Raw genomic sequence first — 15,086 nt, forward strand, 5'->3', positions numbered from 1 at the left:
TTTACGCCCTTGTGTAGAAAAAACTATAAACTTCCCTTTTTATCTTCATGGCTTCTTTTGCCGGAAGCTTACCAAAGAATTCTAATGGTTTATCGCTTGCGATGTGGGCCAGGATCATGCTGTAAAGAATGGTTGTCTCAGGATTAATCGAGGTGCCGCCAGTCCGTAAATACAGCGTTTCAGCCTGTAACAAGTCATCCGTTGTTAAATTATCCAAGCCAGATAAATCGATTTCCTTATAATCTGTGCACTCAAATGTATAGGGTACTTTGAATTTAATTACTCTTACCTTCGTTAACTCTTCTGTTACTTTTACTTCGTTTTCATTCATTATAAATTTGCCCTCACTTTCGCTAACATGTCTTCTCCGTTAATTACGTAGATATTATTAAATTTGTCGTATTCCAGGCACACGACATTGCCGATCACAATTTTTATATAGGTTATTTCTTTGGTGATATCCGAATTCATTAGTTTCGCCTTTTCCAATGAACCTAAATTATACTCAGTCGTAATACCTCTTATCGTTACCACCATGCCGATCGTACCCAGTTTACTTGTTTCAGCCTCCTTGGTCTGAATACTGGCACGTAAAACAATATCGTCTCCACCTTTTACCATGGCAAAATATCCATCTTGTTCAATCATCGTAAAAGGTATTTTAATCTTCTGGGACGCAACATGTCCAAGAACCGGTGCGTCATATTCTCCTGGCATACCTGCTAATGATATGGAATTGGTTATGTATTGGAAGCCTGGTAATTCTACCGCTCCTGTAATTCCTATGATTCTGTTTGTCCCATTGTATACGTTGTAACTATGTACTGCCTCAGGTATTATCATTGTTATTCACCTCCTAGTGCCGCGCTGTTAAGCGTCGGATCAAATTCTGTTACAGTTTCTATTGCTTTAGCCGGTGTAAACGGTGACAGTTTTCTTCTAAAAATAATATATCCATCTAAAATCTGCTCCGCTGGATTCTCAGCTTTATCAAAACTTAAACTGCCGCCGGCAATTTTACCTTCGGAAGCAAGCGTAGCTAACATAAGGTTTTCCGAATTCACAATTGCTTCGATGAGTTTATAATCAGTTGGGTTATCCACGCGATCGAAGAAATTTAACTTAAACGTGTTATCCTGGTAGTTAAAAACACGCCTGCATACAATAAAACGGTCTTTAACATCAGTATTAGCCGGATAACACCCCATCTCATTCCCCCAGCTTCTCCACCCATTCAGGTTGAGGGCTGTCATAATTCCAGCAGCATTGATTTCATTCGCCTCAGTTATATCGAAATAGATCTCTTCGCCCCCTTCAAGGCAGGTACCATCAATGTAGATTAACTTATTAGAGGGTGATGTATAAGGACCTCCGTTTAGGCTGTCAGTACTTGCTATCACACAATCTATAATGGCAGAATAAAACATCTCATACCCATTTTTTATTACTTTGGGATAGCATGGTATATTAAATTTATCATCATATCCATTGCTTACTTTGTACTCTAATAATTCATCTATAGATGCAATTGCCTCGGTGTCTAAATCGGTTATAGATATTGCATTATATAACCCATTAATTAGTTTTGCCTTGGCATTTAACATGGCTGCTACCGTGGGGATATGTGACCACCCCGGTGCAAGCAATTGACAGGGAACTAGCCCCAGAGTGGGTTGTACCATATTTACGCATTCAATACCGTTTCTTTTCCTTGTTTCAGTATCATACCCACCGATGATATCATTATTCGTTATCATGGTAGGATCAATCATGGTATAGCCTATTTTTAAATTTGCTGTACTTCCCATTGCTCCATCCGGAATAACTGCTAAAGAAACTGTTCCGTCATCAGTAAATGAAGCTACATAATCTTCTCCTGCTGCATAAGTGGTTGTTCCGTCCGTGGATTGAACCTTAATTTTATCTAACAAAACTCCCTGAACATCAATTGATATTTTACCGTTGGCAACCGTAAAGTTTACAGGCTCGATATCTTTCTTATGTATTGCAGGATTAAGGACATTAATCACAACTAAAGGTGCCTTTTTAAATAGTAAGAATCTTGCATAGATGCTCTGGCAGATTGTATAATTCTTAAAATCATAAGAAAATCCAATCTTTTCGGCAGCTTCATTGAAATTAGATAACAGAATTGGTACATTAACCGCACCATATGGGTTACGTAATAAATTAACCGGTGCTGTACCAATTACAACGCCAATTGCACTGGTAATCGGTGTTGGCTTCGCTATCTGTGTAGCGACTTCGCTTGATATAATGCCATGTTCATAATTAGACATGTTTAATCTCCTTCCTGGATCCTGATAAAAGAGAGGTTTTCAATCGTTCCTTTTGTATGAATATTTCTCTTAGTGTCAATAAATTTCTCAACCGGAACGATTAACCTCTTAACATCTTTATTTTCTTGAGAATACTCATTCAGTTTCTTGGGAAGCCCATTGTTGAAATGAGCATACTGAGTGGCAATCCCTTTAATGGTCGGTCCACAATAAACCAGTATCCCGGCATTCGCTTTATGGACCGACTTCTTTTGACTTTCTGCTTTTGAAGCTTTAGTAGCAGCTTCTTCTTTTCCGGCAAAAACGTCCTCTGTAACAGTTACGTCTAACTTCTCTGTCTCAGTTGTAGCCGTTAATTTTTTCATTCTTTCCATTAGATGAACTCATCCTCCTTCTGTTTCATCGTTCTTAATTTCCAATTCGTTTCAGCTCCACCTTTAAACTTGGGAAATGTATCTTCATCCTGTAGTACCCATTTGAAAGGATAATCAATTTCATACCGCTCATCTATGATTCTTTTATAAAATAGATGCTCATAAATAGTAGTGATAATATTAACTACTTCCATATCACCTTGGGCATTTTCATTCGAATCATAAACCCCAATTACCAGGTATATCTGCACATTATGTACTTCATCATTTGGGATTTCCCCTTCTTCCAGACATACCAGAATATATGGAAATGGCGGTTTGTCATCCTCTTTTTTTCGGTAAGGCAGGTGCTGAGAGAATACATTAATATCAACAAATTCATTCTTTGAATTGTAAAGTTTATAACCTTTAAAAAGTTCTTTCAGTTCTTTCACCAGCGCCTGTTGTAAGAAAAATGGTATCATCTTTGAAGCCTCCCTAACTCATATTCAATCTCATGCTCCACTCTTTGCCGCAGATTCTGCATTGACCTGTTTTTAATCTCTGAATAAATAGTTTCATTTTTAATCATCTGCGGAACCGAAAGGGATAGTCTTAGCCAATTTCTTATATTGTTATTTTCCTCTCTCGTTGCATTTTCCGGACGCTGCAACATCTGACCTTTTGCATAAAACATTCTCTTTATTCCTATAAAAGAACTATTCCTTAACACTCTGGCTTCATAAATAGCAGGACTATATTTCCCATTCTTTAATTTCTTTCTTATCTTCATTGGAGTAACTGCCTTAGCCCTGCCATCACCAAAGTTAGTTAAAGCAATGGGAGTTCCTTTTGATTTAATAAAAGCGGTTGGATTTTTACTCGTAGCTTTTATTGTTGTAAGTGATTCCTTAACTGTTTTTTGATTAATCAGATAACGGAGGTTTACCTGTTTTGCTATATCGGTTTTGGTGCTGTTTAAGGTACGGTTAATAGCCCTATACCGTACTACATGCGCTCTTTTAGAAAACTGACCAAGTCTGGCTTTGATATCAGCAATATCAGGAGCATCTATATTAATTTCGATCAATCTTCATACCGTCCTAAAATGATTTTAATTACATCATCATTGCCAGACGCACCAATTACCTGATAAGTTTCATCATCTACTTCAATCAAAGAATTCAAAGCAGGTTTACCTCCGATATCACTTTTCTTAACGTAGAAAAGCAGAACAGACTTATATATTCCATCATAATCAGTATCATGGGTTTTCTTAAGCTCTTCCAGGGCATCCTCATCAATTATAATGGCCATCTCTGTTCCATCTATCCTATGTATCTCTGCAAACTCAGCCAGGTTAAAGAATACTTTTAGATCATCATTTAACATTTCTTTGAACGTCATGAGTTCTCCTATTCTGCTGAGTTTTCGATTTCCTCAGTATAATTTAAGGCAGCCTTAACCAGATCTTCTTTTGACTGATCAGCTGTAAGTCCATTCAGTCCTATGCTCTTTGCATATTCTACGATTTTGGGCTTGGTAAGTTTATTAAGTTCCTTTTCAGACAGAAATTCAGCCGGTTCTCCGTTACCAAATATGGGATCATCTGAATCTTCATACTCCTCAGCACCTTCCACCGCTTTTAATCTCATTAATCTTTTCATATCTTTGTCTGAAAATTCAGAGCCCAGCTTTTCGCCGGGCTTATAAGTTTTTACGTGAGATGTAATTTTTACTAATGCTATCATAGTCATTCCTCCTACAGTACAGTAAGGACATACCAACTGTCCACATCATAGGGTCTTGGAACAGGTCGGGAGGTCATCCTTAACTTCTTAACTTCATTTTCGTTATCGGGCCACATTTTTGGTACAACCTCTGCTTCATAGGTAATGAATTTACCTTCTTCCATCTGCGTAACTGCTCCATATTCAAAGGAACCGATTCCTTTTGAACTTGCTATAATAACAGTTCCTTCCGGGATTATTGGCTGTTCATCTCCATCATCGTCAAGGTACCACTCATCATAGGTATAAATCTCACAGCCAATTTCTGAAATTTTCCCAATAAAGGTTAACGCCGGATCAATAATTAACGGCTCAATCACCACATTCTTAAGGTTCCTGATATCCATGGCTTCTCTTACTTTTGGATGTTTCATAAATGCTTTTGCAGCATCTGCTGCCATGATTATGATATCAGGGGATATACCTGTTTTCTGAATGATGTATCTTCTTTTTTCAGACAATAAATCAATTGGCTCAGAGGATTCCTTATCCCAGGTTTCCTCTCCGGCCAGAATTTCCTTATTGGTAAAGTTATAATCGACCTGTACGTCCAAGCCTTCTTCTTCATCAACTACACGAAAATTACCAGACAAAAGAACTTCCCTGGCTTCCCATTCCTTACGTCTTTCAATCGCTTCCTGAAGGTCTGTCATGTCCTGTGCCAATAACTCATCTTCCCTTTCCTCAGGAGTTCTTCTGGTATAGACATTCTCACCAATACTTCTTTTTGTAATGTCATCTACCGTAATGGCTCTCTCTGGGGCGATTTTGGGCGTTTTGATGGTATTCGTTTTGAATCCATCTCTAACCATTACTTTCCCGCCTTTTCTCGGAGAAACAAACGGGGCCATTTTCCTTTTACCCTTTTTTACATCAATTTCAATTGTCTCAGCTACATGTGTATTGCTTCCTGGGAAAAAAGTACGTGATAAAAATGTACGTACCGGCGGTGTCTGTTCCAATGCATCAAGCATCTCTCTCGTTGTATAATCTGGCATCTCTAATACCTCCTGTTAAATTGTATTTTCTAAAAAGATTCCGAGCTTTCTTAACTCAGCTTCGTAATCAGTAATGTTAACTGCTGCATCTGCGTAAAGAGCATTTTTATTAAATACTCCGGTAACATACTGGGTAACAATTATAGGTTCCGTTGCGGATGCATCACCCGTATACGTATCATCCGTAAGAATACCGGTTACACCTACGGCAGCTTCGGCTACATCTTTACCTGTTATGTAAAACAAATTATCATCAGCCTGTCCAATCAGCGTCCCTCGCTTTAAAAAACCTTGCTTTGGTGCAAGCTTAGCGCCTTTTACTATCAGCCCAACTTGAGCTGATGCAATAAGGGAATCCGGTGTGAATTCACCCTCATTCTTAAACAATACTTCACCCATTAGTTCTTCCTCCTTTTGTCTTTTATAAGAAAACCGGTTAGATTATTAACCTTGGTCTTTTTCTTATCTTCTTCTGTTGCAGGCGGAGCATCTGCTCCAATAGCGGCTGTACCGGATCCGTTCAGATCATCTTTCATTCCATTAAAGAACTGCTGCCCTGCAGAAGAATTTGCCACCATCACCTGATAAGCTAAATCTTTCGATGAAATAGGCTCTGTATATTTAGCCTTATTAAGCATATCTTCCGAAACGCCTCCTGATAACTTGTCGATTTCCTGTAACCTGGTTCTTTCTTCTGTCACAGCCTTACTCATGGCATCTGTAATAATCAGATTCACATAATCCGGATATGCCTGTTTTAAATCATCTACACTTTTAATCTCCATTTCTTCACTAATTCCTTTCTTGTTATTTTTATTTATAAAATCCGCAGGAGCGGTTTTATCCAGTAAATTAGTAGGAAAATTCTTATACTCCTTTTTATTACATACCGTGACTTGTTTTGTGGTGATATTATTTACAAAGACAGCCCCCTTTTTCATCTCAAAAGAGATATCTTGAAAAAGAAGTTCATCCACATATCCTGACTCTACGGCCTCTTTTCCAGTCATCCATGTTTCCTCATCCATTAAAGTGGTGAGTTCTTCCTCTGTTTTGTCATATTTTGTTTTGTAGGATTCAATAATAGATTGTTTTACTGTTCGGTTCATTTCAGCAAATTTTTCTAGCTCATCACTGTTATAGTATCCATAGAGTCCAACTGAATTGTTGTGATACATAATCAGGGCATTCGGTGCGCTTTTAATAACATCAGCAGCTGCTGCCACAATGGTTGCTGCACTTGCGCAGATACCTTCAATGTGAGCTATGATCTTAGCTGTATTCATCTTTAAATTAGTAAAAATGGCATGTGCCGCGAATACATCACCGCCTCCGCTGTTAATATGTACCGTTATCATATCAACCGACCCCAAGTTGTTTAGTTCAGTAACAAACTGTTTATAGGTTACATAATCTTCACTAAACCATGGTTCCTCTGACATTATTTCTCCATAAAGATTTAAGTCAGCAGTATTATCATTATTGGTTATAAAATTCCAAAACTTATTCGGCATTGTTATCTCCACTTCCTTTCACTTGTATTTGCTGCATTTTCTTCTTTTCTTTGATTAACTGAGCTACATTTCTATCAAAGTCGGTACCCGTAAGTTCCATAGCCTCACGTTCTCCGGTTGATACACATAATTCAATTCTTTTTTCAGCCGCATTTATTTCTTTGACTGGATCAATCATGCCAGGAGATGGTCCGTTCCATTCACAGCCACACCAAGCTTTTTTAATTGCTGGGTCTAAGAAAAATCCAGGAGCCTTTATCCTGCCCGAGGCCACTGCTTCTGTAAGCCAAATTTCATATACCGGCTGGCAAAAATCTTTAACCAGCCAGGTGCGTTTCATCCGGAACGCTTTCCAGGCTTCAAGGAGACCGGCACGGGCAGCACTGTAACTGCTATTAAACCGAAGTGATAATACCTCTTCTGGAATATCCAAGGCAGCGCCTATAAACTTAGCCATAGACGTAACAAAAGCATCAAAATTCTGACTTGGTCTTCTACTGTCAGCTATTTCAATGCTTTCATTTTCACCTAATACATTTATGGTGCCTGGACCCAATTTATAATCACCGGCCGATACCGAAACATTACCGCCATCATCCTCAATGCCTCCAAAAGGCATGTCCCCCTTGTTACTATCCGTTTTTATAAATACAGTAAAAAATCCATTAATAACAGCTGCCATTAACTCTGCTTCTGAGTAACGGGTCAATTGCTTTAAGCTTTCAATAACCGGTGCCAGATATGGGACCCCTCGGTACTGATCTGCTCTTTCCGTTTCAAAAATCATTAAAACATTTGGACTTCCTGTTTTCTCTCCAAAAGCCTTAACTCTGTACCACTTTTTTTCAACCTGTAATCTTGTCGAAGGATATGTGGTGCAGATATGATAAGCAACAACAGCCCCCTTATTATCAATTTCAACGCCATTATAAATCCGGTTACCATTCTCAGCTTTTATATTCATATTAACAGAGGTACCATTTGAATTGGGGGAGCAAATTCTGTCCGACTCAACCATATGTATTCTCAGTCCATACGGCAGAAATGAGGTGGGTTTATCGTATTCCAGTAATCCGCATGCATCTCCATTGGATAGAGCAGAAATTAATGCAATCTGCTGCAGGTCATAAAAATCATGGACTTTTGTTGTATCACAGTATTTCGATTCAGCCCATAACGAAAACTCTAACTCTGTTTTCTTTTTCCATTCATCTGCTGCCTCTGAAGTAAGATTCAGCCTTTCAAATTCAATGGAAGGTTTCGGCCGGAGTCCGGAACCTACAACATTAATTACATTTCTCCTTATGGCAGATTTCGCTATGGGGGCAGTCATAATTAAGCTTCTTGATCTTTTACGAAGTAATGGAAGGTTGAGGTCAATGTCTTCTTGTGGTGTCCTGCTGTCTGCATTCCATCCCTTTAGAGAATTTTTTCTTCTGGATGCTCCACCCTCATCGTATCCGCTATTTTTAAAACTACGGACAATGTCAAGTTTATACCTGTCATTATGTCTTTTCAGTGCGGCACCAGGACTTATATATTCAACCGCTTTATCAATTATATTCACGCTTTCACCTGCCTTATAAATCTATTGGAACCACTCGCACCATCTTGTTTTTACCACCGGCTTCCAATCTGGCTATTTCATTCTGAAGCTCCTTAATTTTGCTTTGCACATCTTCTAAGTCAGCCCTTCTAAACCTTTTAGAACCCATCCAATATTCCTGATTTATAAGGATAGTTTCTTCCGCTTTTAGATATGCAGTTAATCTGTCTTTAGCTATGGACAGCTGTTCTTCTCTGTTTGCCATATTCCCTCCTATACTTCAATCCCTTTGTTAACAACACCGGTTCTTCTATCTGTGTTCTTATTGACCTTAGTTACTTTTTTCATATAATTGATTCCTTCTTTCACTTTCTGTTCAAGAAGTTTCCAATTCGGATTTAGAATTTCCAAAGCAGCCGTTGCATAATTTCTCATATCTAAAGGCTCATTTCTAATCCCTGAACGTTTTACCCATGCTACTTCCGGTTTCCCTTTTTTATTAATCCTTGTAATTTTCTGCTCACTGGTAAAACCTTTTAAGAAATCCTCATCATATCCTCTTTCCGGATTGACTGGAAAATGGCAGAAGCCGGGACCAGGTTCTTTCAGCGTTAACCTTGCTATAAGTGTATCCTTACCAGCATCAACGCCAAGTAAGAAGATCTTTACCTTTTCACTATTATTAACACTTGTTTTATAAACAAATGGGAGACCTGCGCCTCCCATCCCTTTAATACCATATACTCTTTTTCCTCTGGCAATCATCTTTTTCAACCACTTATATGTTTTGGTGGTATGATGCCCGCCTGTATCAATACACGCTGCTGCTATTAGTAGACCATTACCATTATCAAAGTAAAGTTCTTTATCCAGATATTCTTCAAGCCTTTTCCATGGTTCCTCTGAATTCTCAAGATCACCGTATATTTTATCAGTCTGAATACCCCAGTTTTCATAACCATTACCCCAGCCGGTTATTTCAATTTCAAAACGGTCATCCTGAACATCAATCCCGGCAGTTACAACAAGAACACCCTCTGGAAGATCAGCAATATATTTTTCTCTTCGACTCATTAAGGTGTTTTCATCTGCGGCTTGTCCTTTTTCTTCCCAGGTCTCTCCCAGAGAAGTATTTACCCAAACTTTCAGCATTTGTGGATTACCGGTCTTTTTATATGTATCCCATGCATCCTTATAATCTTTAATGATATCCCGCCAGCTCTTCCAAGGTGATGCCATCTCATTTAAGTGAAATCCTCTGACCTTTATATTTTCATTTTCTGCTATCCACTTACCCGGCTGCTGCTTCCATTCGACTTCGGAGAAATATTCTTCACAGTATTTGCATTTCATCTTTGCATCCGAAAATCTTAATCTGGGCCATTCATAAGGCTGGTACCTTCCACAACAAGGACAGGCAACATTCCATTTTTCTTTGCTGCTTTTATTGTAATCAATCTCAATTCTGGATCCGTTTCTAATCGTTGGTGTTGAGACTTTAATAATTTTCTTATTCCAGAAAGTCGTTGTACGTTTTTCAGCAAGGTCAACCGGATCACCTTCCGTACCGGCAGAAGCCGGATATCTATCTACCTCATCACATAAGAGTATCTTTATCGGACGTGATGCCAGTCCGGAAGGAGCATTTGCACCAATCATGGTAATATGCCCACCCGGAAAGGTCTTATGCAAAATAGTATTTTCACTATCCCTTGATTTCGCAGATGATATCTTGGCTGATAAATTCGGGGTGTCCCTAATCATCTTAGCAAGCCTGTCTTTGGAAAAGGTTTCTGCCATAGATTCTGTTGGTTGAATTACTAGTATCGGAGATGGATCATAATCAATATAATAACCAATGATATTTAAAATGATCTCTGTCTTACCAACCTGGGCAGAACTCATGATGATGATTTCAACACATTCACTATCATTTAAGGCATCCATAATCTCTCTTTGGTATTCCGCTCTTGCAGTAATCCACCGTCCAGGCTCCGCACTGGATCCAGCTGATAAAACTCGATACATATCTGCCCATTCGCTTACTTTAATGAGAGGAGGCGGTGCCATAATTTGTGATATGTTCCGAAAGAGCTTAACTGTTTTATATTCAATCTGAACTTCTTTTCTTTTACTGATAATCTGCCTCCTCACTATCGGTACCAAGATAATCCTCGCTATAGAAATCTTTTGGATTGTATTCTTTTAATTGTCCCAGTACTTCGATTATTTCCTTCGTTATTACTTCTCTGATCCAATCTGGGCTATCCCTCATCGTCAGCAGGGGTGCAAGTTTAGCCGGTACATTTAGCAGCCTTGCTCGGAAAGAAGAAAGCATATCATTCATTACATGTTCTACATCAGAGGATTTATGAACTTCACCCTGCATTAAGGCAAGCTTTAATTGAGTAATATGCATTTTTACTTTTTCATGTTGTGCCTTTACTTCATCAAGATTAAGTACCGAGTCAGGATCCTCGCCATTATCAGCTGCTATTCTTAAAGTTAAGATATAATTCTTAACACTGGAATTGAGATTATATCTTCCCTTGGCAGCTCTCACCAGGATTCCTTCATCCGCCAACTGCCGTATGCGCCTGTCACCTACTCCAATAATGTCCGAGAGAACTGAGGCAGAAACTGTAACAGAACTAATATCTTTTGTTTTCATTAAATCAAATGTATTCTTTTCCATATATATCCTTTCTGCCATTATCGGAAACGGCAATTTAAAATATTTTTTATCATTAACTAGGCAAATCTCGGGATCGTCGACCCTCAAGGCTTAAAAAAAGCGCTGGAAGTACCTTTTTCCAAACGCCTGTTCTTGCGATATTTTGGAGCTGTCTTGGCTCATATGAATCCGTTTCCAGTTCATCCCAATTCATTTGACATATCTATAATTCTGTAAAGTACTTTTCATTTTAGTTTCTTCTTATAGTAAGTCGCTAATTTTATGTATGTTCGATTTGACAATCGTTTTTTATGTCAAATGATATTCATAGTTATATTTCATTTCCGATTATTCTATAAAAAAAGATAAAAAAATAAAGCCTTTTCATAAAGACTTTAATTATTCTAATATATCTATTTCATTATAGATTTTATTCTTTGTATCTTGGTTCACTCCGATATACCGGAGTGTAATGTTAGGGTTAGTATGGTTATAGATATCCATCAGCTGTGCTACATCTTTCGTTTTCTTATAAGTCATATAGCCAAATGTTTTCCTTGGAGTGTGACAACCCATGGATTCTATACTAAATTGTTTCGCCGCATCTTTTAGAATATTGTAGGCTTGCTGCCTAGATATTGGTTTGTTTAATTCATGTGGCGATTTAAATAAATATTCAAAATCCTTCATGCCGTTAATATATTCATCTATTTGACTACGTAAATATTTGTTAATCAGGATAAGTTTTTCTTTCTTGGTTTTTTTCTCTCGGATGCTGATAAATTCTTTGTTACGCACATCCCGTACACGAAAATTCAATATGTCTGATATCCTTAATCCTGTATAGATTCCGAAAGCAAACATTAAAGCGTTTCTTGGATTTTTTGATTTCAGATAGTCATGTAAGTCTTTAACCAATTCCTTATCTCTGATAGGTTCTACTGTATTCATCAAATCACCTGGCTTTCATAAAAAGAGGAGTACCTAATAAAGATACCCCCCTTTTATAATTAATAAATTATACTGTTCTAGCTTCATAAAAAACTAAATACTGCTCACCAATAGGATTTTTATTGAGATCACAATTAAAAGCAAAACTCCACTCCAAAAGTATACTTTTCCCTTCAATTAGATAATTTCTAAATTCAGCTTTAATTCTTGGTACTTGATCTAATAATTTCTTTAATTCTTCTTCTTTTAAAAAATTACTGTCGCCATTGTATTCAATTTTTCCTTCATTAACTTGGATAGTCACGTCTCTATCAGACAATGTAACTAAATTCCATAAATCCGCCTTTACAGCTTCAATTACAGTTCGATCATTAAAAACATTTATTATACCACTCTTTTCAGCAATAAAATACGGATAATAAATTACAATTCCCTTATTTTTTAATTTCTTTACAAGCTCATCTGCAAACACTTTAGCTTCATTAGAATTTACTCCAACTAATCTAGGAAGATTTAAATCTGGTCCATTAAAAACTGCTGATCTTATAGTCCACAACAAAACTGAGTCTAATTGAATATTATTATCATATTCTTTCCATGGTATTGTTGGTAACGATGATTTTTGTAATTCAAAAAAACCCATTAATTTGTTCATCATATTCCCCTTTCATATTATGTAATGTCATTATTATTCTTAAATTTATTATAAGTTGATATTGCATATGAATCCATCATTCCTGAAATATAATCAATAATTAACCTTTTTTGCAATTCCTTTGGATCCCCCTTTAATTTATATTGTTGTATGACACCTTTTGCTCGATATTCTGGTGGCAAATATTCTGGCGCCGTTGAATAAAGCTTATATAAAGTCCTCAAAATTTTATTTCCATTATGTTCGTATAAAAACACTTCATCGTTATGATTAATACATTGAAAAGTTATATCTTTTAATTCCCTAGCTAATTCCCCATACATACTAAATCCCAATTCTTTATTATACATAGTTTTTGTTTTATTAATATTTCTACTTGATACTAGAGTAATATCATTAATTAAAGTATTAATTAATGCAGATGTTATCTCTTTCCTAAATAACTTAGAATATTCAGAAGAATCTATGTGTTTTTTTCCAAATTTTGCTTTTATTCTACTTTTTTTCACTATCTCATTCAGCTTATTGTAAGAAGTTGTCTTGCCATTTCTACTTTGATAATCATGTAAAACTTCATCTATATCAAATATCCTTTGTCTTAGCCCATCTTCTAAGTCGTGAGCAGCATAAGCTATTTCATCAGCAAGATCAACGATCTGAACATCTAAAGTCCTAATAATCAATCCATTTTTTATTATGAGTTTCTCTAAATATCTATAATCATCATCATATATGAATTTTTGTTTATTGTAACTTTCACCTTTTAATGTTCCATCAAACTTATTAAAGTATTTCACAACACTTAGCATTGTTCTGTGAGTTAAGTTAAGCCCTTGAAATTCTGGCCTTTTTTGTTCTACAGTTGTAAGAGTTCTTAATGTCTGAGCATTTCCCTCAAATCCGCCAATACTTTTACAAAGTATATTTAAATATCTTTCACCAGCATGTCCAAATGGAGGGTTGCCGATATCATGGGCTAATGATCCAGCTTCTACGATATAACATTCATCTCGATCATATCCAACTTCAAAAGCTATTGAATTTGCTATTTGTGCAACCTCAAGACTATGAGTTAATCTGTTTCGAAAAAATTGATCTGGCTTTATACCAAAAAGTTGCATTTTCCCTTGTAATCTTCTAAAAGATGATGAATATATGATCCTTGTATAATCCCTTTGAAATTCACCATCAGCGCGAGATCTCATGTTCTCCTTAAATCTTCTTTCTTTTAAAACAGAACTTTCCCTTAAAGGTTTTAAATAATTTTCTTCAATTTCTTTTTTAATATTGTCCTCCACGACAAAAGCCCCCCTTATTAAGGTAACTTAAAGTTAAAAATTCACCTTATACATTATTTTAGTACTTTTATATTACATTAAAATAATATTTTATGCAATAAAAAGACACCATTTTCCAATGATGCCTTTTTGATGAGGGGAGCAGAAATAATTAATAAAACTTTCTCCAGGAAAGAGGAAACCAACTACCCGACTTCGATAGCGGGTAGCCATCTGGATTTTTTCTTTTAACCTTCCACTATAATAATACCACAGGATAAAATATCGTGTAAATTCCGTTTTTATTTCATTAATATTTCAAATCAAATCCATACCTTCTACCCCAAAAAGCTGAATGCTGACTTCTTTTGTAATATCATTAATCCACCTGCTTATTGACGGCTTGCTGGATAAATACTTCTGAGCGGCATCGTCATAAGTCATACCGTCCAACATGCAGCTAATGAAAGCATCATATTTTTCCGGTATCCCTTTACGCTTGCATTCCTCCTGTGCTAAAGCCAAGGCCTTATCAATATGCGTAACAACTATAAGGCTCCTTAACTTACTCCTTTTAATACTTTCGATATACAGTTCATCTGATTCATTTAACACAATGTATTCCTTTTCAAGCTGCATAACCTCGGATACACCTTCCTCAATACTTTTTTGTATCTTACGGTAATTCTTAAGCAGAAGCTTTGTATTATGTAATGCTTTTCTTTTCTTCTCCATCTTCTGTTCTTTACTATATTCCTTAATAGCTGATTTAACAGCCTTTTCAATTAATTCGTCTGCTGTCTGTTGGTTCAATTAAGCACTCCCCTCTCAATCCTGCATAAAGCATTTAGAAACTACAAAAACCTTTTTCACTAACATGCTCACATTCGCTATACTTTCGTACTCTGGCGGACTAGGCCTCCTTAATACCTTATTATCTGTCAATAAATCTCCTCCTTTGAAAATTAACAGTTCACAATGTTACCAACTATATATTGTACATATATGAACGTTATACTTAATTTATA

Annotated in this window: 19 protein-coding genes; all 19 read right to left on the reverse strand. The window is 36.7% G+C overall.

The window, feature by feature from the left end:
- Window position 1: 1 nt before the first annotated feature.
- Window positions 2–331, reverse strand: coding sequence for a phage tail assembly protein (locus QA584_RS17290; RefSeq protein ID WP_278270338.1), 330 nt, complete (start codon window positions 329–331; stop codon window positions 2–4).
- Window positions 331–843: a phage major tail tube protein gene (locus QA584_RS17295; protein ID WP_278270339.1), complete on the reverse strand. Its 513-nt coding sequence runs from the start codon at window positions 841–843 to the stop codon at window positions 331–333. The genes QA584_RS17290 and QA584_RS17295 overlap by 1 nt, the downstream gene beginning before the upstream one ends.
- Window positions 844–845: 2 nt before the next feature.
- On the reverse strand, window positions 846–2,300 hold the full coding sequence (locus tag QA584_RS17300) for a phage tail sheath family protein (protein WP_278270340.1): 1,455 nt from the start codon (window positions 2,298–2,300) through the stop codon (window positions 846–848).
- Window positions 2,301–2,302: 2 nt separating this feature from the next.
- Window positions 2,303–2,674 (reverse strand): hypothetical protein, encoded by a 372-nt coding sequence (locus QA584_RS17305; protein ID WP_278270341.1) that lies wholly within the window; start codon window positions 2,672–2,674, stop codon window positions 2,303–2,305.
- Window positions 2,674–3,138 (reverse strand): hypothetical protein, encoded by a 465-nt coding sequence (locus tag QA584_RS17310; RefSeq protein WP_278270342.1) that lies wholly within the window; start codon window positions 3,136–3,138, stop codon window positions 2,674–2,676. Before QA584_RS17310 ends, QA584_RS17305 begins: the two co-directional genes overlap by 1 nt.
- A complete protein-coding gene (locus tag QA584_RS17315; RefSeq protein ID WP_278270343.1) occupies window positions 3,135–3,743 on the reverse strand; it encodes a phage tail protein in 609 nt (202 codons plus the stop codon). Before QA584_RS17315 ends, QA584_RS17310 begins: the two co-directional genes overlap by 4 nt.
- Complete coding sequence (locus QA584_RS17320; RefSeq protein ID WP_278270344.1) at window positions 3,740–4,060, reverse strand: hypothetical protein; 321 nt, start codon at window positions 4,058–4,060, stop codon at window positions 3,740–3,742. The genes QA584_RS17315 and QA584_RS17320 overlap by 4 nt, the downstream gene beginning before the upstream one ends.
- A gap of 8 nt (window positions 4,061–4,068) precedes the next feature.
- Window positions 4,069–4,404: a hypothetical protein gene (locus QA584_RS17325; RefSeq protein WP_278270345.1), complete on the reverse strand. Its 336-nt coding sequence runs from the start codon at window positions 4,402–4,404 to the stop codon at window positions 4,069–4,071.
- Between the two features lie 11 nt (window positions 4,405–4,415).
- Window positions 4,416–5,441 carry a major capsid protein gene (locus QA584_RS17330; RefSeq protein ID WP_278270346.1) on the reverse strand — a complete coding sequence of 342 codons (1,026 nt, stop codon included), beginning with the start codon at window positions 5,439–5,441 and terminating at the stop codon, window positions 4,416–4,418.
- A 15-nt stretch (window positions 5,442–5,456) separates the two neighbouring features.
- Window positions 5,457–5,840 carry a hypothetical protein gene (locus tag QA584_RS17335; protein ID WP_278270347.1) on the reverse strand — a complete coding sequence of 128 codons (384 nt, stop codon included), beginning with the start codon at window positions 5,838–5,840 and terminating at the stop codon, window positions 5,457–5,459.
- A complete protein-coding gene (locus QA584_RS17340) occupies window positions 5,840–6,955 on the reverse strand; it encodes a head maturation protease, ClpP-related (protein WP_278270348.1) in 1,116 nt (371 codons plus the stop codon). The genes QA584_RS17335 and QA584_RS17340 overlap by 1 nt, the downstream gene beginning before the upstream one ends.
- On the reverse strand, window positions 6,945–8,522 hold the full coding sequence (locus QA584_RS17345) for a phage portal protein (RefSeq protein ID WP_278270349.1): 1,578 nt from the start codon (window positions 8,520–8,522) through the stop codon (window positions 6,945–6,947). Before QA584_RS17345 ends, QA584_RS17340 begins: the two co-directional genes overlap by 11 nt.
- A gap of 13 nt (window positions 8,523–8,535) precedes the next feature.
- A complete protein-coding gene (locus QA584_RS17350) occupies window positions 8,536–8,766 on the reverse strand; it encodes a DUF6148 family protein (RefSeq protein ID WP_278270350.1) in 231 nt (76 codons plus the stop codon).
- A gap of 8 nt (window positions 8,767–8,774) precedes the next feature.
- On the reverse strand, window positions 8,775–10,667 hold the full coding sequence (locus QA584_RS17355) for a phage terminase large subunit family protein (protein ID WP_278270351.1): 1,893 nt from the start codon (window positions 10,665–10,667) through the stop codon (window positions 8,775–8,777).
- A complete protein-coding gene (locus tag QA584_RS17360; RefSeq protein ID WP_278270352.1) occupies window positions 10,633–11,196 on the reverse strand; it encodes a hypothetical protein in 564 nt (187 codons plus the stop codon). Before QA584_RS17360 ends, QA584_RS17355 begins: the two co-directional genes overlap by 35 nt.
- 378 nt (window positions 11,197–11,574) lie before the next feature.
- Window positions 11,575–12,126 (reverse strand): site-specific integrase, encoded by a 552-nt coding sequence (locus tag QA584_RS17365; protein ID WP_278270353.1) that lies wholly within the window; start codon window positions 12,124–12,126, stop codon window positions 11,575–11,577.
- A 67-nt stretch (window positions 12,127–12,193) separates the two neighbouring features.
- Window positions 12,194–12,781: a hypothetical protein gene (locus QA584_RS17370; protein ID WP_278270354.1), complete on the reverse strand. Its 588-nt coding sequence runs from the start codon at window positions 12,779–12,781 to the stop codon at window positions 12,194–12,196.
- A 17-nt stretch (window positions 12,782–12,798) separates the two neighbouring features.
- Window positions 12,799–14,079: a deoxyguanosinetriphosphate triphosphohydrolase family protein gene (locus QA584_RS17375; protein ID WP_278270355.1), complete on the reverse strand. Its 1,281-nt coding sequence runs from the start codon at window positions 14,077–14,079 to the stop codon at window positions 12,799–12,801.
- A 297-nt stretch (window positions 14,080–14,376) separates the two neighbouring features.
- A complete protein-coding gene (locus QA584_RS17380; RefSeq protein ID WP_278270356.1) occupies window positions 14,377–14,871 on the reverse strand; it encodes a hypothetical protein in 495 nt (164 codons plus the stop codon).
- Between the last annotated feature and the right edge of the window lie 215 nt (window positions 14,872–15,086).

This window comes from Anaerocolumna sp. AGMB13025, assembly GCF_029689925.1.
Classification (GTDB): domain Bacteria; phylum Bacillota; class Clostridia; order Lachnospirales; family Lachnospiraceae; genus Anaerocolumna.